This window comes from Actinocorallia aurea (assembly GCF_054783995.1).
In genome coordinates this window covers 327,564-348,673 of the sequence record NZ_BAAGPQ010000038.1, presented here as the reverse complement: position 1 = coordinate 348,673, position 21,110 = coordinate 327,564, and the positions used below count along the sequence as shown (strand labels likewise).

Sequence of the window (21,110 nt, the reverse complement as noted above, 5' to 3'; positions counted from 1 at the left end):
CACTCCCGCCGCTCGGTTCCGGCTCTTGCCGGAAACTGTCACCGCCCGAGACTAAGCTCTGCCTGTGGCTACTGCGGAACCGACCCCTCAGACCCTGCTCCTGCTCGACGGGCACTCCCTGGCGTACCGGGCGTTCTACGCGCTTCCGGTGGAGAACTTCTCGACGACCACGGGGCAGCACACGAACGCGGTGTTCGGGTTCACCTCGATGCTGGTGAACGTGCTGCGGGACGAGAAGCCGACCCACGTGGCGGTCTGCTTCGACAGGTCCGAGCCGACGTTCCGCCACACCGCCTACGACGAGTACAAGGCGGGCCGGGCCAAGACGCCGGACGAGTTCCGCAGCCAGGTCCAGCTGATCCACGAGATGCTCGACGCGCTGCGCATCCGGCACCTGTCGGTCGCCGGCTTCGAGGCCGACGACCTCATCGCCACCCTGGCCACGCGGGCGTCCGCCGAGGGGATGCGCACCCTGATCGTCACCGGCGACCGGGACGCCTTCCAGCTCGTCGACGGCAACACCACCGTGCTCTACCCCGTCAAGGGCGTCTCGGTGCTGGCCCGGATGGATCCGGAGGCCGTCGAGGCCAAGTACGGGGTCACGCCGCAGCGGTACCGGGAGCTGGCCGCGCTCGTCGGGGAGACCAGCGACAACCTGCCCGGTGTGCCCGGCGTCGGCCCCAAGACCGCCGCCAAGTGGCTCGCCGCCTACGACGGCCTCGACAACCTCATCACCCGGGTCGACGAGATCAAGGGCAAGGCCGGCGACAGCCTGCGCGAGCACCTCGGCGAGGTGATCCGCAACCAGCAGATCAACAAGCTGGACACCGCCGTCGAACTCGACTGCGACCCGGCCGACCTCACCGTCGGCGACTGGGAGCGCGCCGAGATCCAGGCCCTGCTGGACACCCTGGAGTTCCGCGGCGAGCTGCGCGAGCGGCTGTTCAACACCATCTCCGAGAACGTGGTCGAGGCCGAGGAGGGCTTCACCGTCGAGCTCGCCGACCTCGCCCCCGGCGCGCTGGGCGACTGGCTGGCGGCGCGCACGGGCCGCGTCGGCGTCGCGGTCGCCGGGCGCTGGGGCCGCGGCACCGGCGACGTCACCGCGGTCGCCATCGCCGACGAGGGCGGCGCCGCCGTCCACTTCGACCCCGCCGCCCTGGAGCCGCAGGACGAGCAGGCCTTCGCCGCCTGGCTCGCCGATCCCGCCAAGCCCAAGACCGTGCACGACGCCAAGGGGCCCGGTCTCGCCTTCGCCGCCCGCGGCCTCACCCTGGCCGGGGTCACCGACACCGGTCTCGCGTCCTACCTCGTCGCGCCGGACCAGCGCTCCTACGAGCTCGGCGAGCAGGTCCTGCGCTTCCTGCACCGCGAGCTGCGCGAGGAGGCCGAGTCGACCGGCCAGCTCACCCTCGACGGGTCCGACGAGGACGACGCGGCGCAGGAGCTCGCCGTGCGCGCCCGCGCGGTCGTGGACCTCGCCGAGGCCCTCGACGGCGAGCTGGAGCGGCGCGGCGCGGCCCGGCTGCTGGTCGAGCTGGAGCAGCCGCTGGTGCCGATCCTGTCGGGCATGGAGCGCGCGGGCATCGCCATCGACCACGACCACCTCGCGAACCTTTCGGCCTCGCTCGGCGGGCAGGCCAAGGAGGTCGAGCAGAACGCGTTCGACGCCGTCGGCCACGAGTTCAACCTCGGCTCCCCCAAGCAGGTCCAGCAGGTCCTGTTCGACGAGCTCGGCCTGCCGAAGACCAAGCGCACCAAGACGGGCTACACCACCGACTCCGAGGCCCTCACCGGCCTGCTGGAGAAGAACGGCCACCCCGTCCTGGAGCGCATCCTGCGCTGGCGCGAGGTGTCGAAGCTGAAGTCCATCGTGGACTCGCTGATGCCGCTCGCCGACGAGACCGGCCGCATCCACACCACCTTCAACCAGACCGTCGCGGCCACCGGACGCCTGTCGTCCACGGACCCGAACGTGCAGAACATCCCGACCCGCACCGACGAGGGCCGCCAGATCCGTTCGGCGTTCACCGTCGGCCCCGGCTACGAGTGCCTGCTGACGGCCGACTACAGCCAGATCGAACTGCGCATCATGGCCCATCTCTCGGGCGACGAGGCGCTGATCGAGGCGTTCGCCTCCGGCGCGGACTTCCACACCATCACCGCGTCCAAGGTGTTCTCCGTCGAGCCCGGCAGCGTCACCCCGGAGCTGCGCAGCAAGATCAAGGCGATGAACTACGGCCTGGCCTACGGTCTGTCGGAGTTCGGCCTGTCCCAGCAGCTGCGCATCTCCCCCGGCGAGGCCAAGGGCCTCAAGGAGGAGTACTTCGAGGTGTTCGGCGGCGTGCGCGACTACCTCGCCGAGGTCGTCGCCGACGCCCGCCGCGACGGCTACACCGAGACCATCCTCGGCCGCCGCCGCTACCTGCCCGACCTCAACTCCGACAACCGCCAGCGCCGCGAGATGGCCGAGCGGATGGCGCTGAACGCCCCCATCCAGGGGTCGGCCGCCGACATCATCAAGGTCGCGATGATCCGGGTCGACAAGGCGCTGCGCTCGTCCGGCCTGACCTCGCGGATGCTGCTCCAGGTGCACGACGAACTCATCTTCGAGGTCGCCCCGGGCGAGCGCGAGGCGCTCCAGGAGCTGGTGCGCACCCAGATGGACGGCGCCTACTCGCTGCGCGCCCCCCTTCAGGTCTCCATGGGCACGGGCCGCACCTGGTTCGACGCGGCGCACTGACCGTCACCGCCGGGGCCCCGCACGGGCCCCGGCCGTCACCGTCCGCTCTTTTTCCGCGTGTCGCACATCACCCTTGCGTCACCGCCTTTGCGCCTCTCCACACCTGTCGCTACCGTTGGGGCAACGGGCCTGGAACGCCGAGTAGAAAACGCATGAACTTGCGGTCCCAAAGGCTTCCAGGCCCTGGGCCTTCTCCCCCGACACCTGACCCCGGGCACCGAACACCGGACGTTGAACACCGAGCGCCGCGCTCCGGTCCGGCCGGAACGGGGATTCACGGGGGAAGTAATTCTCAGGGGTGGCTGTCGGCGGGTGCGCCTGCGAGCATGTGACCGTCTCGCAGACGTGATCCCCCCGGGAGTGGCGGCGCATGCAGGAGATCGAGTTCAGTCCGTTGGCGGGCGACTGCCCGGTCGGCACGGGCGCCGGGGTGTTCGACGCGCTGCGCGAGACGCAGGACGCGTTCTACTCCACCTGGGGCAAGGGGTTCTGGGTGCTCACGCGGTACGCGGACATCCAGGCGGCGTTCCAGGATCCCGAGGTGTTCTCCAGCGCGGCGGTGAACGCGCTGGATCCGGAACCGCGGTACCGGTGGATCCCGGAGATGCTGGACCCGCCCGAGCACACCGGATGGCGGCGGCTGCTGGCGCCGCACTTCACCCCGGCCGCCGTGAAGGCGCGCGAGCCGCGGGTGCGCGAGCACTGCCGGACCCTGGTCCGGACCCTCGCCGACCGCGGCGAGTGCGACTTCGTCTCGGACTTCGCGACGCCCTTCCCGTCGGTGATCTTCCTTGAGCTGATGGGCCTGCCCGTCGAGCGGCTCGAGGAGTTCCTGACGTGGGCGCGGACCATCCTGCACGGCCCGCCCGCGACCAACCCGGGACGCATGGCCGCGATGGGCGAGGTGACCGGGATGTTCGCCGAGCTCATCGCCGAACGCCGCGCGAACCCCGGCTCCGGCGGGCGCGGCGGCCTCCTCGACGACGCCCTCACCTGGAGGCTCGACGGCGCGCCCATCCCCGACGACGACCTCCTGGCGTTCTGCCTCCTGCTCTTCATGGCCGGCCTGGACACCGTGACGTCGCAGCTGTCCTACGCCGTCTGGCATCTCGCCGCGCACCCCGCCGACCAGCAGGCGCTCCGGGACGAGCCCGACCTCATCCCGTCCGCCGTCGAGGAGTTCCTGCGCGCCTACCCCGTGGTCCTGCCCGGGCGGAAGCTCACCCGCGACACCGAGTTCGCCGGCTGCCCGATGAAGAAGGGCGACATGGTGATGCTCCCCCTCCCCGCGGCCAACCGCGACCCCGCCGCCTTCCCCGACGCCGCCACCGTCGACCTCCGGCGCTCCCCCAACCGCCACCTGGGCTTCGCCGCGGGCCCCCACCGCTGCCTCGGCTCGCACCTGGCCCGCGCCGAACTCCGCATCGCCCTGGAGGAATGGCACCAGGCCATCCCCGCCTACGCCCTCCCCCACCCCCAGGCCGCCCGGGAACACACCTTCGGCCTCCTGGGCCTGGACACCCTCCCCCTCACCTGGGCGCGGCTCGACGGCGACGTGGACTGAACGCGCCGGGGACGCCGACGGCGCCGGGGGTTCCGGCGCCGTCGGTCGGGGGGGTCGGTCAGATGGGTCGTCAGGCCCGGGAGAGGGTGCCCAGGTAGAGCTCGATGACCTTGGGGTCGTTGGCGAGGTCTCGGCCTGAGGCGGTGTAGGCGTTGCGGCCTTGGTCGAGGACGTAGCCGCGGTGGCAGATCTGCAGGCAGCGGCGGGCGTTCTGCTCGACCATGATGATCGTGACGCCGGCGCGGTTGATGTGCCGGGCCTGGACGAAGACGAGGTCCTGGAGCTTGGGGGACAGGCCCGCGGAGGGCTCGTCCAGCAGCAGGACCGACGGGTCGGTCATCAGGGCGCGGGCCATCGCCACCATCTGCCGCTCGCCGCCCGACAGGGAGCCGGCCCGCTGCTTGCGCCGGTCGGCCAGGGCCGGGAACAGCTCGGCGACGAACGCGAACCGCTCCTTGAACAGCTTCGGGTTCTGGAAGCAGCCCATTTCGAGGTTCTCCTCGATGGACAGGCTCGGGAACACGTTCTCGGTCTGCGGGACGAAACCGACCCCGCGCTTGACCAGATCGTGCGCCTTCATCCCGGTGATGTCCTCGCCCTTGAGCGTCACCGAGCCGCCGCGCACCTGCACCAGGCCGAACAGGGCCTTCAGCAGCGTCGACTTCCCTGCGCCGTTCGGGCCGATGATGCCGACGAGTTCGCCCTGCTTCACGTAGAAGTCGACGCCGGTGATGATGTTGACCCCGGGGAGGTACCCGGCGACGAGCTCGTCGGTGCGCAGCAGCGCGCCCTCGGCCGCGGCCAGGTGCTCCGAGCGGTCGACGACCTCGGTCGGGGACTCCCCCTCCGGCTCCTCGACGGGCTCGGCGGGCGCGGCCTGCTCCGCCGCCGCGGGCGCGTCGTCGGAGAGCACCTCGCGGCGGAACTCGTCATTCTGCTCGGTCACGGCCGCTGCTCCTCGTCCTCGTGCTCGGCGTCCTGCGCCTCGGCCTCCAGTTCGGCCTCCGCGGCGGCGACCTGGGCCAGCTCCTCCTCCTCGGTGAGCGCCACGTCGTGGTGGGCGCCGAGGTAGGCGTCGATGACCCTCTCGTCGGACATGATCGTGTCCGGTGAGCCTTCGGCGATCACCACGCCCTGGGCCATGACGATCACCCAGTCGGCGATGTCGCGGACGACGTCCATGTCGTGCTCCACGAACATCACGGTCATGCCGTCGTCGCGCAGGCTCTTCACGTGCTGGAGCAGCGACTGCACCAGAGCGGGGTTCACGCCGGCCATCGGCTCGTCCAGCATGACGAGTTCCGGCTCGACCATGAGCGCCCGCGCCATCTCCAGCAGCTTGCGCTGGCCGCCGGACATGCTCGCCGCGAAGTCGTCCTTCTTGGCCAGCAGCTTGAAGCGTTCCAGCAGCGCCTCGGCCCGCGCGGTGTTCTCCGCCTCCTGGCCGCGCCAGGTGCTCGGGACCAGGGCGCGGAAGAAGTTCTCGCCCCTCTGGTTCTGCGCGCCCAGCCGCATGTTCTCCATGACCGTCAGCTTCGACAGCGCCTTGGTCAGCTGGAAGGTGCGCACCATGCCGAGGCGGGCGATGGTGTGCGGCGCCTTGGCGTGGATCGGCACCCCGCCCCGATCGCCCTCGGGGTAGAAGAACCGGGTGCCGGTCGAGCCCTTGTCGAAGCCGGTGAGGCAGTTGAAGAACGTGCTCTTGCCCGCGCCGTTCGGCCCGATGAGCGCGGTGATGGAGCCGCGCTGGATCTCCATGTGCGCGACGTCCACGGCGGTCAGGCCGCCGAAGTGGCGCTGCACGCCGTCGGCGACCAGGATCGGGTCGGGCTTGGGCACGCCTGGGTCGCTCGCCAGGCCGGAGAACGCCTCCAGCGCGACCGCGCGGTGGTCCTTGGCGAGCGCCTTTCCGGGAAGGTCAGCGGCCATCGAGCATCATCTCCCTCTTGTCTCCGAAGATGCCCTGCGGTCGGAAGATGAGCAAGAGCATCAGGCCGAGACCCACCAGCATGAGCACGACGGCGCCGGTCTGGTTCACCGTCAGGATGGATTCGGGGATTATGTCCGCGTTGACGGCGCTGTCCAGGACCTCGCGGACGAACACCAGCAGGACCCAGAAGATCATCGAGCCGACGACCGGGCCGAACACCCGGGCCGCGCCGCCGAGGATGACGATCGTGTAGGCGAAGAAGGTGAACTCGGTGCCGTAGTTGTCGGCCTGCACCGACTGCCGGCTCAGCGCGAAGATCATGCCGCTGAACGCGCCGATCACACCGCCGAGGACCAGGGCCTGCATCTTGTAGGAGAAGACGCTCTTGCCGAGGCTGCGCACGGCGTCCTCGTCCTCGCGGATCGCCTTCAGCACCCGGCCCCACGGACTGCGCATGAGCGCCCAGGTGAGCAGGACGACCAGGCCCACCAGGATCCAGCCGATGGTGATGACCCACATGTCGTTCTTGCTGAACCCGAGGGTGATGAAGCCGAGGTTCAGGTTGACGTCGCCGCCGTAGGGGTTCGCGGCGAAGAAGCTGTCGCCGAACCGCTGGATGCCGTCGGTGCCGCCGAACCACTCCTGGAGCTTCACCGACTTGAACGTCAGCCGGACGATCTCCGCCGCGGCGATCGTCACGATCGCCAGGTAGTCGAGGCGCAGCCGCAGGGTCGGGATGCCCAGCAGGAGCGCGAGGAGGACCGCGCCGATGATCGAGATGGGCAGCGACCACCAGAACGGGACGCCGAAGGAGGAGACCGACACGGCGATGCCGTACGCGCCGATGGCGCCGAAGGCGGCCTGGCCGAAGTTGAGCAGTCCCGCGTAGCCGAAGTGGATGTTCAGGCCGAGCGCGAGCAGCGCGTAGACGACCGCCTCGCTGCCGAACGCCGCCTCGATGGTGAGGGTGAGAATGTTGTCCCAATGCATGAGCCGCCCCCTATCCGATTCGCTCTGCGCGGCCGAGGATGCCCTGGGGCCGGAACATCAGCACCAGGATCAGGATGGCGAGCGCGCCGGCGTACTTGAACTCCACGGGGATGATCAGCGTCGAGAGCTGCAGGAAGATCCCGACGACGAGCGAGCCGACCATCGCGCCGAACGCGGTGCCGAGTCCGCCGAGCGTGACGCCGGCGAAGATGAGCAGCAGGATCGAGAAGCCCATCCGGTAGTTGAGCCCGTAGGACAGCGCGAAGATGACGCCGGCGAGGCCCGCGATGGCGGTGCCGAGGGTCCAGACGATCCGGATGACCTGCTCGACGTTGATGCCGGACGACGCGGCGAGCGCCGGGTTGTCGGCGACCGCCCGGGTGGCCTTGCCGAACCGGGTGTAGGTCAGCGCGAGCCCGACGGCGACGAGGACGACCAGCGCGATCCCGATGCCGACCAGCGACTTGGGGGTCGCGTTGATCGGCCCGATGCTCCAGCCGCCCTGTCCCGTGTAGTCGCGGTAGGCCTGGTTCTCGCCGCCCCAGATGAACAGGTAGAGGTGGCGCAGGAACATCGAGAAGCCGATGGTGATGATCATCGTCACCACGAGGCTGATGCCGCGCTTGCGCAGCTTGCCCCAGAGCCATCGGTCCTGGACGTAGCCGAACACGCCGCAGAGGAACACCGATCCGATCGCGGCGAGCCACAGCGGCAGCCCTGAGACGTTGAGGACCAGTGCCAGGAAGGCGCCGAGCGTGACGAGCTCGCCGTGGGCGAAGTTCGTCAGGCCCGTCGTGCCGAAGATCAGCGAGACGCCCAGCGCGGCGAGCGCGATGATGACGCCGTAGTTGAAACCGTCGAACGTCAGCTGCGCCACCTTGGTGAAGGTGCCGTTCTCGTCGGCGGCCTTCTGGTCGGCGGCGGCGCTGGCGGCCGTCTGGAGGATGAACAGGACGGTGCGCTCACGGCCGGCCTGGACCGAGACGGTCAGGGTGGCGCGGTCCTTGAGCTTCAGCTCCACCCCGGACGGCAGCGTCGCGGTGTCCAGGGTGACCTTGTAGGTACCCGCGCCTTCCAGCGGGACCTTCCACTTGCCCTCGGCGTCGCTCGTCGTCTCGCCGACCGCCGCGCCGGCCTCGCTGGCGACCGAGATCTTCACGCCGGCGACGGGCTCGCTTCCGTTCTTCTTCAGCGTGCCAAGGAGCGCTTCCCCACTCGCCGCGGAGGCGGAGGCCATGCCGAGGCCGAGGAAGAGGAAGAGCGCGCCCATGACCGCTGTACAGGCGATCACCGCGCGGCGCATGGCGCTCCTGGAGATTTTGGGTACGGCACTGGACTCTCTCTCTGGCGAGACGGGGGTTGTTCAGCGAAGACGAGCGTCGGCGGACGTCTTCGTGCGAGGAGAAAAACGAATGGGGCCCGGCATCAGAAAACCCGCCGAGCCCCATCGTTCACGCCGGACCAGCCTGATCAGTCGATCGTGCCGGTCTTGTAGCTGACGTTCTTGTACGTGTTGTCCGTCTGGTACTCGTAGACGCCGATCGTGGCCTCTGCCGGGTCACCGTTGTCGTTGAACTCGACCGGGCCGCTGACGCCGTCGTAGTCGATGTCCTTGCCCTCGTCGAGCAGCTTCTTGCAGGACGCGAAGTCCTTGCACTTCTCGCCGCCCTTGCTGACCGCGGCCAGGTTCTTGGCGATGTCGACGCCCGCGTCGCTCTTGCCCGCGACGGCGGCCAGGGCGATCAGGTTGGTGGCGTCGTAGGACTCCGGCGCGTACGAGTAGTCCGAGAGGTCGGGGTTGATCCCCAGGAGCTTCTTCTTGAAGTCATCGGAGGCGGCGGCGCCCGGAAGGGTGCCCTTGACGCCCTTGAGCTGCCCCTCCTTGAAGGCCGGCTCGGTGCCGGACTTCTTGGCGGCCGCGGCGCTCTGGTCCGACAGGTTGCCGTCGACGAAGTACCACTTGACCTTGTCCGGGCCGAGACCCTGCTTGATCAGCTCGGGGCCGATCTTGGTGATCTCCTCGAACGTGACCAGCGCGATCGCGTCCGGGGCCTTGGCCTTGACGTCGGAGACCTCGGCGGAGAACTCCTGGGCGCCCTCGTCGTACTCCTTGGTGCCGACGACCTCGACACCGCCGCTCTCCAGGTTGGTCTTGATGGCACCGGCCAGGCCCGTGCCGTAGGAGTCCTGGCGGTTCAGGATGTAGACCTTCTCGTTGCCGTCCTCGGCGATCGTGTCGGCGAGGACGCGGCCCTGGAGCTTGTCCGGCGGCGCGGTCCGGAAGTACAGACCCTTGTCGTCGTAGGTCGACAGCTGGTCGGAGGTGTTCGCCGGGGAGAACTGCACCACGCCGGCGTTGGTGATCTTGTCGATCACGGTCAGCGACACACCCGAGGAGGCGGCGCCGACGATCGCGTCGGCCTTGGCCTGCAGGAGCGAGTCCACGGACTTGGACGCGGTGTCCGTGGTGGCGTCGCCGGAGTCCTTGTGCGTGATGGTGACGGGCTTGCCCAGGACGCCGCCGGCCGCGTTGATCTCCTTGGCGGCGAGGTCGACGCCGGCGAACTCCGGCGGGCCGAGGAAGGCGAGGCTGCCGGTCTGGGGCAGGATCGAGCCGATCGTGAGGGTGCCGTCACCGGTGTTGGTGGCAGCGCTCGGAGAAGCGCCGGCGTCTCCCTCGTCGTCACCGCCGCCGCAGGCCGCCAGCACCAGGCTGGCCGCACTGGCGACAGCGAGCAGTCGCATCACGGGAACTGCGCGTTTCATGCACGGTCTCCTTCATCGAGCGCCATGCGGGGGGCATGACCCGCTTCGGTGGGAACGGAATGGCCGCAACGTACTGAACTACGGACGCCCGCGCTAGACACCGCAGGTGTCTGGCGCGTCGTGATGCCGAGTCGTGACCAGTTAGCGACCTACCGAATAAAGCCGAAACAGGCATTTAACACCCCAAACTCAACTTTTCATGTAGGCACCCTCTCCGCGGCCGCCTCGGGCGCGAGCCGCTCCGCCGCCGTGAGCGGCAGCCGGGTGCGGGCCGAGGCGATCAGACCCTGCCCCACCAGGACGCCCTTCACGCAGGCGATCTCCGAGACGTCGATCCCCGAGAGGGCCTCCGCGGCCGTCACCGCCACCCCCGGCGCCGCGGCGGCGGCGCTCGCCGTGATCGCGGCACGGTGGCGCTCAGGGGCGGCCACGACCAGAACGTCGGCATGGGGGGCCAGGGCGGCGGCGAGGTCGGCCGCGTGCCGGGAGGTGAGGGCCGTCAGATGCGCCACGACCTGGGCGCCGCCCGGCCCGGCGACCTCCCGCAGGGTGCGGAGCACCTCGCGCTGCTCGGCGACGCCGAGCCGGGCCGCCTCGCCGAGAGCGGTCAGGGCGAGAAGGCGCGTCGCACCGTTCGCGACGGCGTTGCCGGCCAGGCGGGACAGCGACTCCAGGTCCAGTTCGCCGGACGGGGTGAAGGGGGTGATGAGCGCTATTTCCGTCATGCAAGCAATGATCTCCGGAGTCTCGCTTAAGGAAAAGCGAATAGTGCTTGCCAGTACTCGTTAGCGTCGCTTTACTGAGGGAATGCTCGACCTCGAACGGCTCCGCACCCTCCACGCCGTGTCCCGTCTGGGCTCCGTCGGCGCCGCCGCCGACGCCCTCCACGTCACCAGCTCCGCGGTCTCCCAGCAGCTCACCAAGCTCGAACGCGAGACCGGCCAGACCCTCCTGGAGAAGAACGGCCGCGGCATCCGCCTCACCGAGGCGGCCCTCCTGCTCGCCGACCACGCCGGCCGCATCCTCATCCTCGTCGAACAGGCCGGCGCCGAACTGGAGGCGCACCGCGGCATCGTCATGGGGCGGCTGGCCATGGCCGCGTTCCCCACCGCCATGCGCGGGCTGGCCCTCGCCGCCATGCGCGAGGTCCGCGAACGCTACCCCGACCTGCACGTCTCGGTCAGCGAAGAGGACCCCGCCGAGGGCATGCTGCGCGTCTCCCGCGGCGACCTCGACCTCGCCATCAGCCAGGACTGGAGCAACCGGCCCCTGTCGGTGCCCTCCGACCTCGCCCGCGGCCTCATCTGCGACGACATCGCCGACATCATGCTGCCGTCCCGCCACCCCCTCGCCGACCGCGAGTTCGTCAGCCTCAGAGACCTCTCCGAGGAGAGCTGGGTGACCTCGACGCGGGACTCCATCTGCTACGACTGGCTCACCCACACCCTGCGCTCCGCGGGCATCGAACCGCACATCGAGTACATGGCCGGGGAGTACGCCACCCAGATGGCCTACGTCGGCGCCGGACTGTGCTGCGGCATCCTGCCCCGGCTCGGGCGCGGTCCCGTCCCCGTCCCCGACGATGTGAGCGTCGTCGGGCTGCGGCCGGTCCTCACCCGCCGCATCTACGCCGTCTGGCGGCGCGGCGCGGCCCGGCGGCCCGCGATCAGCGCGGTCCTGACCGCCCTGCGCAACGCCGTCCCCGCACCCGCCATCGGCCACTCCTGAACCTTCCCAACCCCGCTCTACCGGCTTAGGGTGCCGTCATGGGAAGGCGCCTCGCAGCACTGCTCCTCACCGTCGTCACCGTCGCCGCCCCGGCCGGATGCGGCGGGGGGCCTCCCGAGGACGCCCCCGTGCCCGCCGGGCTCTCGGCCACGGTCGCGCAGTTCCGGCTCAACCTCGTCCGGCAGGAACTCCTCGTCGCCGTCCGCAACGACAGCGCGACGCCGGTCCGGTTCCGCGACGTGCGGCTGGAATCGCCGTCCTTCGAGACCCTCGACGCCACCGCCCTCGACACCGTCGTGCCGCACACCGAGCGGCTCGACCTGGCCGTCCCCTACGGACACGCGGTCTGCCCGGACGGGCCGGTGCCCGAGGTGCAGGCCGTGCAGGCGGTGGCCCACATCGTCCTCGACGGGAAGATCCGGAGGATTCGCCTACCGCTTCCGCATCCGGACCCGATCCTCACCCGGATCCACCGCGAGGACTGCAACTCCCAGGTCGTGTCCCGGGCCATCGACGTCGGATTCACCGCCGCCACCGTCAAGGGCGACGAGCTCACCGTCGAGATGACCGTCACGCCCCGGCCCGGCCGCACCCTGCCCGTCACCCTCACCGAAGTCGACGGGAACGCCCACCACAGCGTCCGCGTCCTCTCGCCCGCCGCGCCGATCGCGATCCCGGCCGGCGGCGGACCCGTGCGGGTGCTGCTGGGGCTGCGGCCCACCCGCTGCGACCCGCACTCGTTCGCCGAAGCCAAGACCTCGCACCTGTACTCGGTGCAGGCCCGGGTCGGCGACGCCGAACCCCACAGGCTCCAGTTCACCTCCGGCGGGGACATCCGCAAGACCATCGAGGCTTACATGCTCGCGAACTGCGGGATCTCCTGATCCCGCTCAGCCTTCGGCGGACTCCGGCTGATCAGGGGTGTCCAGGACCGCCTCGGCGACCTTGCGCATCGTCAGCCTGCGGTCCATCGACGTCTTCTGGATCCAGCGGAAGGCCTCCGGCTCCGTCCAGCCGTGCTGGGACTGCAGGCGGCCTTTGGCGCGATCCACGACCTTCCGGGTCTCCAGGCGGTCCTTCAACGTGGTCACCTCGGACTCCAGCTGGCGGATCTCGTCGTACCGGGACACGGCCATCTCGATCGCCGGCACCAGATCGGCCTTGGTGAACGGCTTCACCAGGTAGGCCATCGCCCCGGCGCTGCGCGCCCGCTCGACGAGCTCCCGCTGGGAGAAGGCCGTCAGCATGACCACCGGGGCCACCCGCTCCCCCGCGATCCGCTCCGCGGCCGAGATGCCGTCCAGGATCGGCATCTTCACGTCAAGGATGACCAGATCGGGGCGCAGCTCCGAAGCGAGCTTCACAGCCGTCTCCCCGTCCCCGGCCTCCCCCACCACAAGGTAGCCGTCCTCCTCCAGCATCTCCTTGAGGTCGAGCCGGATAAGGGCCTCGTCTTCGGCGATGACAACTCGCTTGGCACTCTCGCTCACGCGCATGAGACTACCGGGAACCTGTACCCTGGTGCCTGTCCCGGGTCGGCTAGACCCCGGTGCCGGACATGCCCGACCCGCCTGACACCCGCCTCGGTATCCCAATTGGCAGAGGAGACGGATTCAAAACCCGTTTGTTGTGGGTTCGACTCCCACCCGAGGCACCACGAGAACCGCCGCTCCCCCGGGGACGCGGCGGTTTTCCTTTTGCTCGCCGGACCCCTCCGCGCGCACCTCTGGGGTCGCCCCCGGGCGGCCATGAGTCCCCCGACCGGAGGGGCTGCCGCGTCGGCACCCGGCCGATGAAAGGCGAGAACCGCCGCCGGGGGTGGGCGGCGGTTCTGGCACGGCTGTCACCGGTGGGCGATGGCGTCGCCGATGCGGTGGACTCGGAGGGCGTTGGTGGAGCCGGTGGTGCCGGGAGGGGAACCGGCGACGATGACCACCTTGTCGCCCTTCTGGCAGCGGCCCAGTTCCAGGAGGGCCTGCTCCACCTGGGCGACCATTTCGTCGGTGTGGTCGACGTGGGGGACGAGGAAGGTCTCGACGCCCCAGGTGACGGCCAGGCGGCTGCGGACCCGCTCCACCTCGGTGAAGGCGAGGAGGGGGATGGGGCTGCGGTAGCGGGCGAGGCGGCGGGCGGTCTCGCCGGACATGGTGAAGGCGACGAGGGCCTTGGCGCCGACGATGGCGCCGACCTCGGCGGCCGCGCGGGCGATGGCGCCGCCCGTCGTGGTGGGCTTGCGGTCCAGGGAGTGGGCGGCGTAGAGGTGCGCCTCTTCGGCGGCGGCGGCGATGCGCGACATCGTCTCGACGGCCTCGATCGGGTACTGGCCGACCGCGGTCTCGCCCGACAGCATGACGGCGTCCGCGCCGTCGAAGATGGCGTTGGCGACGTCGCTGGCCTCGGCCCGGGTGGGGCGCGGGGCGCTGATCATCGACTCCAGCATCTGGGTCGCGACGATCACCGGGTGGGCCTTGTCGCGGGCCAGTTCGATGGCGCGCTTCTGCACGATCGGGACCTGCTCCAGCGGCAGCTCCACGCCGAGGTCGCCGCGCGCGACCATGATGCAGTCGAAGGCGTCGACGATCTCGGGGAGCGCCGCGACGGCCTGCGGCTTCTCGATCTTGGCGATGAGGGGGACGCGGACGCCCTCCTCGTCCATGATCCGGTAGCACTCCTGCGCGTCCGCGGCGCCCCGGACGAACGACAGCGCGACCATGTCGACGCCGATGCGCAGCGCCCAGCGCAGGTCGGCCTCGTCCTTGGGGGTGAGGGCGGGCACGCTGACGGCCACGCCGGGGAGGTTGAGGCCCTTGTTGTCGGACACCATGCCGCCGACGACGACCTCGGTGCGCACGCGGGCGCCTTCGACGCCGAGCACCTTGAGGGAGACCTTGCCGTCGTCGACGAGGACGTAGTCGCCCTCGGAGACGTCGCCGGGCAGTCCCTTGTAGGTCGTGGAGACCTCCTTGCGGGAGCCCGGCACCTCCTCGGTGGTGATCGTGAACTCGTCGCCCACGTTGAGGCGTACCGGGCCGTCGGGGAACCGCCCGAGGCGGATCTTGGGCCCCTGGAGGTCGGCGAGGATGCCGACTCCGCGTCCGGTGGCCTCTGCCGCGTCGCGCAGGAAGCGGTAGACCTCTTCGTGCTGCTCGTGGCTTCCGTGGGACATGTTCAGCCGGGCCACGTCGATCCCGGCCTCGACGAGGGCCTGGATCTGCTCGCGGCTGGAACACGCCGGTCCGATGGTGCTGACTATCTTCGCTCGACGACTCACGGAATACACCCTAGGTAGTTACCGGGCAGTAGGTGTAAAACACCTGCTAGACATCACCGTCTGTTCACCAAACACTCCGAAGAGTGGTCTAGACCAATGGTCTCAGGCGCCGTTCCGGGCACTTCCGTCGCACCCGTCTCCAGCCGTGTCCTGCGGCACGCGACGAGGACCGCGGCGAGGCCGACCGTGACGGGAGGGAGCAGGAACGCCGTCGAGGGCCCGAACCGGTCGGCGAGTTGTCCGCCGAGGGCCGCGCCCGCCGCGATGCCGAGGCCCGTCGCACCCGTCAGCCACGTGTAGGCCTCGGTCTTGACGTGGGCGGGCACCAGGCCGTCCAGGACGGTGTAGCCGGTGATGAGCGCGGGCGCGACGATGAGCCCGGCCGCGCAGGCCGCCGCGTACAGCGGGCCGGTCGAGGAGGCCAGCGGCGGCAGCAGCAGGGCCGCCGCGAGCACCCCGAGCAGGACCGCGAGACGGCGCGGGGCAGGCCCCTTCAGCCGGAACGCCCCGAAGGCGAGTCCGCCGGCGAGGCTGCCCGCCGAGAACGTCCCGTAGATCGTCCCCGCGGCGCCGGGCACGCCGATCTCGGCCGTGTAGGAGGTGATCGCCACCTGGAGCGCGCCGAAGACCGTGCCGACCCCCAGCAGCGCGCCCGCGACCACCGCGACGCCCGGCAGCGCGAGCACCCGCGTCCCGCCCGACGCGGTGGCGGGCACCGGGTCGGGCCTGCCGGTCCTGATCGCGGCGAACAGCAGCGTCCCGAAGACGACGAGGACGAGCGCCCCGGTCAGCGCCCACACCGGGCTCGCCGCGGTCGCCACCGCGATCAGCACGACCGGCGCCAGCGTGAACATCAGGTCGTCGGTGACGGCCTCGACCGCGAACGCCGTGCCGGTGCTCCCCCGCGGCAGCAGGTGCGCCCATCGTGCCCGCACCATCGACCCGACCTGCGGCATCGTCGCCCCCGCCACGCCGGAGAGCACGACGAGCAGGCCCGGCGACCCTCCCGTCTGCGCGGCGGCGAGCAGCGCCCCGAGCGCCACCGCGTGCACGAGCACCTGGGGGACGAGCACGGCCCGCTGCCCGCGCCGGTCGGCGAGCCGCCCCGTCTGCGGCGCCGCGAGGGCCTGCGCCACGGACGCGCAGGCCGCCGCGAGCCCGCCCCACCCGTAGGATCCCGTCGCCCACTCCACGAGGAGCAGGGTCCCGATCTGGAGCATCGCGTGCGGTAGCCGCGCGCAGATCCCCGGCAGCAGGAACCGCCAGGCCCCCGGCGTCCCCAAAACCGCCACATACGCCTTCAAAGCCCCGGCCCTTTCGTTCTCGACGCAGCCACAGACCGGGGTAGATACCGCCCGAAACCAGAGGGACAGCCGCCATGCGGTCAGGAGCGATTTTACGGGCTTGCCGCCCGAATCCTCCGGCCCCGGCCGTCAGGGCCTGGCGATCCGGACGGTGCCCCTCCTGCCGTCGACGACGAGGGTCATGCCCTCGGTGACGCGGGAGGTGAGGTCGGGAACGCGGACGATGGCGGGGATGCCGAGTTCGCGGGCGACGATCACGGCGTGGGACAGGGGGCCGCCGCGCTCCAGGAGAAGGGCGGACGCGGTGGGCAGGGCCGCCGCCCAGGAGGGGTCGACGCGGCGGGCGACGATGATGCCGCCTTCGGCGTCGGCGGGGGCGTCCTGCCCGCCCTCCAGGCGGCGGGCGGGCCCGGTGATGATGCCGGGCGCGCAGGGGATGCCGCGCAGGACGTCGCCGGAGGCATCGCCCGGGTCGGGGTCGCGCAGGCTCCAGTACACGCTGCCCCGCGTGGTGAACCGGGGCGGTGGGGAGGGCATGAGGCTCTGCCGGTTCTGCTGGTCGCGGCGGAGTTCGGCGAGCGGCCGCAGCTCCCGGTGGTTCAGGGTGCCGGCGTAGGCGGCGCGGATCTCTTCCAGCTTGAGGAAGAACACCTCGCGCCGGTCGCCGAGCGCGCCGACCGACTCCAGGTCGCGGCCGATGGCGTGGAACATGCGGCGGGCCACGCCGAACACGCGGACACGGGCGTAACGGACGCGTTCGCGTTCGCGGAGCGCCTCGCGGACCTTCGTCCGCACGAGGTCGTACACGAACCGCTTGGGGGCGCTCAGGTGGTCGTCGAGGTAGTCGTCGGCCTCCGAGCGGCGGCGCGCGGCGGCTGCGGCCTCCCCGAAGGCTCCCGCGACGCCCTGGAGGGCTTCCTGGAGCAGTGCCATGAGCCGTGCGGGGTCGTCGTGCAGGTCGGGCTCTTCGAGGTTCAGCGAGCCGCTCGCGACGTGCCCGAACTCGGCGAGGTAGTCGCCGAGTTCGGCGCGCAGCCATGCCGCGTCGTCGCCGCGCGCTTCGGTGAGCCACCCGGGCAGGTCGGCGGCCGGGCGCGCGGCGATCTCGACGGCGAGGCGGGCGCGCCCGGCCAGGCCCGCGGCGATCGCGGCCATCCGCGCGGCGGGCGCGGAGGGCTCGTCGCCGGGCTGGACGGCCTCCCAGACGACCCAGGGCGGCGCATCGGCCAGCCAGCGCCGGTTGAGGGTCTGGAGCACCCCGAAGGAGAGCATGAGGACGTTGTCGAGGACCGCGGTCGGGCCCCACCGGGCGAGGAGCCGGTCTTCGAGCCGGTGCAGCGCCTGGTTGGCCTCGTGCCCCGGGAGCCGCGCGTGGTCGACGCTCTCGAACTCCGCGCACGCCTCGGCGAAGTCGTCGGCGAACGAGGCGACCGACCGCCGCGCCCCGAAGAACATCCGGACGAACCGGGCCGCGACGCGGAACCTGACGAGCCGCTGCCGTCCGGCCGAATCGATCGGGTGCTGCGCCTCGGCCAGCTCGTCCGAGGTCTCCCGGACGCCCAGGGCTTGCTCCAGGACGCGCCGGTGCAGCTTGTATCCGGGGAGCAGCCGGATGATCTTGTACCAGTTGAGGACGTTGTAGTAGACCCGTCCGTCGAAGTAGCCCAGCAGGTCGCCGAACCACTCCTCCATCCGGGCGATGTCGCTCTCGGGCACCCCGAGCGCGCGCACGTGGTCCCGGTACACCTTCTGGTACGTCAGCCGCGCGAAGCTGAACGTGAGCGGCGCCGTGACCTCGCCGAAGGACTCGTCGATGTGGGCGCTGTCCCACACCCGCAGCTCGCCCTCGGCCTCCTTCAGGGTCGTGATCGGCCGGGCCTGCAGGAGGTGGAAGGAGCCGTCGTACAGCGCCCACTCGATGTCCTGCGGGCAGCCCAGCAGCTCCTCCACCCGGGCGCCGAGCTCGCCCAGCTCGCCCACCTGCTCGTTGGTGAGCGCGAACCGCTCGCGGTGGTGTCCCCGCACCCGGCTGAGCACCGGCCCGTCAGGGCCCGCGTCGAGCCGCTCGGCCTTCTCCCCGATGACGGCGTCGCCCACGACCCCGCTCTCCCGGTCGAGGGTGAGGGTGTCGGGGTCGACCGAACCGGACCCGAGGGTCTCCCCCAGCCCGTACACGCAGCTGATCAGGGCCTGGGTGCGGTCCCCGGTGAGGGGATGTGCGGTGAACATGACCCCGGAGACTTCGGCGGGCACGAGGCGCTGCACGATGACGGCCAGCTCGATCCGGTCGGTCGGCAGCCCGTGCAGCCACCGGTAGACCAGCGAGCTCGCCGAGTAGGCCGACGCCCAGCATTCCCGGACATGCTCGGCCACCGCGTCGAACCCGTTCAGCCCGAGGAACGACGAGTACTGCCCGGCGAACGACACGTTCGGCAGGTCCTCGTCGGCCCCGGAGGACCGGACGGCCACGGTGCCCTGCCCGATCGCGTCGTAGGCGCGCCAGATGGCCGACAGGGCGGTGCCGTCCAGCGGGGTCACCGAGAACGCCTTGCCGATCCGCTCGGCGACGTCGTAGGCGGTGTCGGGGTCGAGTCCGGCGAGGAGCCCGGCGATCTCGGCGTCGAGCCCCGACCGCTCGCGGAACGCGGCGAGCACGTCGAGGCCGATGACCGACCACGCGGGCACGGTGAGGCCCGCGTCTGCGAGCCGGCGCAGCTGTGCGGCCTTGCCGCCGATCACGCGCGCACCACCTCGGCGGTCACCGTGCCGACCTCGACGCCGTCCTGGACGAAGGACACCGCGACCGAGGCCTTGCCGCCGCGGTCGGCGACGATGCGCGCGCCGCAGGCGAGGGCCGCGTCGAGTTCGCCGATTCCGGGGTGCCGGCTGTCGAGCGCGGTGACGGTGAGCTGCCCGGCGGGCAGCGCGAGATGCCGGGAGACCGCCCACAGCGCGGCCTGGCGGCCCGCCTCCAGGAGCGCGACGGGCGGGACGTGGTCCTGCGGCCGGTCGAACAGGCCGGGGTTGGCGGGGTCGACGACGACGCGGGCGCTCATCGTCCCGGTCCGCCAGACGGGGTCGGCGAGCACCACGTTGTCGTCGTGGCTGCGCCCGACGGCCCGCGCGGCGGGGAAGGTCCCGGTCATGTCGGGCGCGCCGATCTCCGGGCCGAGCCCGTGCCTGGCCCGCGCGGCGACGCGTTCGGCCCGCCACGCCGACTCGCTCATCCAGCAGAACGACGACGCCGCGGTCGCCAGCGGCACGCCGTCGGCGCCGCCTCCGGGCGAGGAGAGGTCGTCGAGGCCGAAGAACGCGAAGGCGAGGTCGAGTCCGTCGCGGCGGGCCTCGGTGACGGTCGCCTCGATGCGGACGCGCCGGTGCGCGCCCGCGCCGGGGACCAGCGCGGCCCGCAGCGCGCGCAGGGCGAACCTGACGTCGTCGGGCGCGCCGTGGTGGGCATGGGCGAGGACGCAGCCGCTCTGCCTGGCCAGCTCCAGGATGGGCGCGAGGTCGACGCCGGAGCCGCTGCGCGGCACGTCGTTGAGGTAGCGGTGCGCGGTCGGCAGCTCGCCGGCCAGCAGCACCGCCCCGCCGGGCGCGGCGACCTGGTCGGTGAGCAGGACGCCCGCGGGCCCGGCCTTGTGGACGAGCCGGTAGGGCAGGGTCCGGTCGAAGCGCAGCGGGCGCGAAGGCTGCGCCTCCAGGTGCGCCCACTGCGCCGTGGTCACGCCGGTCACCAGCGGGGCCTTGTCCGCGACGGACGGGGGCAGCTCCGCCCCGCCCAGGACGACGTCGTCCCACGGCCGGTCCGGCGCGCCGTCCTCGGCGCGTTCGCGCGCGGCGGCGAAGGAGAGGTCGTGGGCGGGGACGCGCGCGTAGAGGTCGGCGATGAGGGCGCGCGCCTCGGCCTCGCGGTCGTGCCCGGCGACGAGGTCGCCGAAGACACGGCGGCGGTCGGGGCCGTCGAGGAGGATGCCGAACTCGCGGACGAGGTCGGCGGGCTCGTCGGCGGTGTGGGCGAAGGTGACGAGGCCGCCTGCCCGGTCGTCCTGCCCGTCGAGGAGGCGCGGAAGCTGTCGGCGGCGGGAAGGCTCGGCGCTGCCCTTGCGCTGGCCGATCCGCAGGGTCGCGGGGATGGCCGCGCGCGGCAGCCTGGCGACGAGCAGGAGGCTCTCGCCCGCGGTGGCCAGGAGGTCGGTCAGGGCGCGGCGCTCGCGGGTGGCGACGTTCCACTGGTACCACCACAGCGCGCGGGTGCTGTGCCGGTCGAGGCGCAGCGCCTCGGCGGCGACGATCACCGCGTCCTGGGCCAGCAGCCAGTCGAGGGCGGCCTCCAGCCGGCGGCCGGCGACGGCGTCGGGGGTGAGCAGCACCGTGGCGTGGACGGCGAGGAGGGTCCACGGGTCGGGGGCGGTCGCGGTCAGGTCGTCCCAGCCGTCGCGGAAGTAGCTGTCGACCGCGAACAGCGCCCGCTTGCCGGGGAGCGCGGAGAGCGCGGCGGGGACGGGTTCTGCGTGCTCGCCGCCGATGGTCATCTCGGGCGCTTCGGCGGGCGCCTCGCCCGCCCCGGCCAGTGCGGTCGTCCCGGTCATGCCAGCCTCTCCCCGCGTGTCCCGGTCCTCATCGCGCAGCGCGCCGGACCGATCACGAACCGTCCTGAAATATCCCTCCAAGAAAGGCCATCGAAGATGATCTGATCTTTGTTGTCAAATCGACACAGGCCGCGTCGCGGACGTTCACACACCTTTAACAGGGCGTCCCATTCGAGAGTGTCGCAGGTCACTGCATCGGCCGAAATCCCTGCCTGGTAAGGG

General features: G+C 71.3%; 15 protein-coding genes and 1 tRNA gene. 5 read left to right on the top strand and 11 right to left on the bottom strand.

The genetic code is table 11. The annotated features are described in order from the left end of the window. Positions 1-64: 64 nt before the first annotated feature. Positions 65-2,743 (top strand): DNA polymerase I, encoded by a 2,679-nt coding sequence (polA, locus tag ACYVOM_RS39895; RefSeq protein WP_460308826.1) that lies wholly within the window; start codon positions 65-67, stop codon positions 2,741-2,743. A 370-nt stretch (positions 2,744-3,113) separates the two neighbouring features. Further along, positions 3,114-4,307, top strand: a complete 1,194-nt coding sequence (locus tag ACYVOM_RS39890; RefSeq protein ID WP_460308825.1) for a cytochrome P450 — start codon at positions 3,114-3,116, stop codon at positions 4,305-4,307. Positions 4,308-4,377: 70 nt separating this feature from the next. On the opposite strand, the gene ACYVOM_RS39885 is transcribed toward ACYVOM_RS39890, so the two are convergent. From ACYVOM_RS39885 to ACYVOM_RS39860, 6 genes are all read right to left on the bottom strand, one after another. Next, positions 4,378-5,253: an ABC transporter ATP-binding protein gene (locus tag ACYVOM_RS39885; RefSeq protein ID WP_460308824.1), complete on the bottom strand. Its 876-nt coding sequence runs from the start codon at positions 5,251-5,253 to the stop codon at positions 4,378-4,380. After that, positions 5,250-6,236, bottom strand: coding sequence for an ABC transporter ATP-binding protein (locus tag ACYVOM_RS39880; protein WP_460308823.1), 987 nt, complete (start codon positions 6,234-6,236; stop codon positions 5,250-5,252). The genes ACYVOM_RS39885 and ACYVOM_RS39880 overlap by 4 nt, the downstream gene beginning before the upstream one ends. Next, positions 6,226-7,227 carry a branched-chain amino acid ABC transporter permease gene (locus tag ACYVOM_RS39875; RefSeq protein ID WP_460308822.1) on the bottom strand — a complete coding sequence of 334 codons (1,002 nt, stop codon included), beginning with the start codon at positions 7,225-7,227 and terminating at the stop codon, positions 6,226-6,228. Before ACYVOM_RS39875 ends, ACYVOM_RS39880 begins: the two co-directional genes overlap by 11 nt. Positions 7,228-7,237: 10 nt before the next feature. Beyond that, positions 7,238-8,530, bottom strand: coding sequence for a branched-chain amino acid ABC transporter permease (locus tag ACYVOM_RS39870; RefSeq protein WP_460308821.1), 1,293 nt, complete (start codon positions 8,528-8,530; stop codon positions 7,238-7,240). Between the two features lie 167 nt (positions 8,531-8,697). Further along, positions 8,698-9,993, bottom strand: a complete 1,296-nt coding sequence (locus tag ACYVOM_RS39865) for an ABC transporter substrate-binding protein (protein WP_460308820.1) — start codon at positions 9,991-9,993, stop codon at positions 8,698-8,700. 197 nt (positions 9,994-10,190) lie between these two features. Further along, complete coding sequence (locus ACYVOM_RS39860; RefSeq protein WP_460308819.1) at positions 10,191-10,718, bottom strand: dihydrodipicolinate synthase family protein; 528 nt, start codon at positions 10,716-10,718, stop codon at positions 10,191-10,193. 82 nt (positions 10,719-10,800) lie between these two features. On the opposite strand from ACYVOM_RS39860, the gene ACYVOM_RS39855 reads away from it, so the two are divergent. Next, positions 10,801-11,721, top strand: a complete 921-nt coding sequence (locus ACYVOM_RS39855) for a LysR family transcriptional regulator (RefSeq protein ID WP_460308818.1) — start codon at positions 10,801-10,803, stop codon at positions 11,719-11,721. 38 nt (positions 11,722-11,759) lie between these two features. After that, positions 11,760-12,605, top strand: a complete 846-nt coding sequence (locus tag ACYVOM_RS39850; protein WP_460308817.1) for a hypothetical protein — start codon at positions 11,760-11,762, stop codon at positions 12,603-12,605. 6 nt (positions 12,606-12,611) lie between these two features. Here ACYVOM_RS39850 and ACYVOM_RS39845 read toward each other — a convergent pair whose 3' ends face one another. After that, entirely contained in the window at positions 12,612-13,217 is a 606-nt protein-coding gene (locus ACYVOM_RS39845; RefSeq protein WP_460308816.1) for an ANTAR domain-containing response regulator, read from the bottom strand. Positions 13,218-13,301: 84 nt separating this feature from the next. Between ACYVOM_RS39845 and ACYVOM_RS39840 the strand changes: the two genes are divergently transcribed. Beyond that, positions 13,302-13,378, top strand: a tRNA-Leu gene (locus ACYVOM_RS39840). 186 nt (positions 13,379-13,564) lie between these two features. Here ACYVOM_RS39840 and pyk read toward each other — a convergent pair. The 4 genes from pyk to ACYVOM_RS39820 all read right to left on the bottom strand — a co-directional run bounded on the left by pyk (position 13,565) and on the right by ACYVOM_RS39820 (position 20,888). Then, complete coding sequence (pyk, locus tag ACYVOM_RS39835; RefSeq protein WP_460308815.1) at positions 13,565-14,992, bottom strand: pyruvate kinase; 1,428 nt, start codon at positions 14,990-14,992, stop codon at positions 13,565-13,567. A 53-nt stretch (positions 14,993-15,045) separates the two neighbouring features. Next, complete coding sequence (locus ACYVOM_RS39830) at positions 15,046-16,284, bottom strand: MFS transporter (protein WP_460308814.1); 1,239 nt, start codon at positions 16,282-16,284, stop codon at positions 15,046-15,048. A gap of 141 nt (positions 16,285-16,425) precedes the next feature. Beyond that, positions 16,426-19,035: a PEP/pyruvate-binding domain-containing protein gene (locus tag ACYVOM_RS39825; RefSeq protein ID WP_460308813.1), complete on the bottom strand. Its 2,610-nt coding sequence runs from the start codon at positions 19,033-19,035 to the stop codon at positions 16,426-16,428. Next, a complete protein-coding gene (locus tag ACYVOM_RS39820) occupies positions 19,032-20,888 on the bottom strand; it encodes an AfsA-related hotdog domain-containing protein (protein WP_460308812.1) in 1,857 nt (618 codons plus the stop codon). The genes ACYVOM_RS39825 and ACYVOM_RS39820 overlap by 4 nt, the downstream gene beginning before the upstream one ends. Positions 20,889-21,110: the final 222 nt, after the last annotated feature.

Excerpts from the sequence above, each read along its gene's own strand:
- ACYVOM_RS39870 (WP_460308821.1), bottom strand. The coding sequence starts at position 8,530 with ATGCGCCGCGCGGTGATCGCCTGTACAGCGGTCATGGGCGCGCTCTTC.
- ACYVOM_RS39865 (WP_460308820.1), bottom strand. The coding sequence starts at position 9,993 with ATGAAACGCGCAGTTCCCGTGATGCGACTGCTCGCTGTCGCCAGTGCG.
- ACYVOM_RS39875 (WP_460308822.1), bottom strand. The coding sequence starts at position 7,227 with ATGCATTGGGACAACATTCTCACCCTCACCATCGAGGCGGCGTTCGGC.
- ACYVOM_RS39890 (WP_460308825.1), top strand. The coding sequence starts at position 3,114 with ATGCAGGAGATCGAGTTCAGTCCGTTGGCGGGCGACTGCCCGGTCGGC.
- ACYVOM_RS39845 (WP_460308816.1), bottom strand. The coding sequence starts at position 13,217 with ATGCGCGTGAGCGAGAGTGCCAAGCGAGTTGTCATCGCCGAAGACGAG.
- ACYVOM_RS39855 (WP_460308818.1), top strand. The coding sequence starts at position 10,801 with ATGCTCGACCTCGAACGGCTCCGCACCCTCCACGCCGTGTCCCGTCTG.
- ACYVOM_RS39820 (WP_460308812.1), bottom strand. The coding sequence starts at position 20,888 with ATGACCGGGACGACCGCACTGGCCGGGGCGGGCGAGGCGCCCGCCGAA.
- ACYVOM_RS39860 (WP_460308819.1), bottom strand. The coding sequence starts at position 10,718 with ATGACGGAAATAGCGCTCATCACCCCCTTCACCCCGTCCGGCGAACTG.
- ACYVOM_RS39850 (WP_460308817.1), top strand. The coding sequence starts at position 11,760 with ATGGGAAGGCGCCTCGCAGCACTGCTCCTCACCGTCGTCACCGTCGCC.
- ACYVOM_RS39880 (WP_460308823.1), bottom strand. The coding sequence starts at position 6,236 with ATGGCCGCTGACCTTCCCGGAAAGGCGCTCGCCAAGGACCACCGCGCG.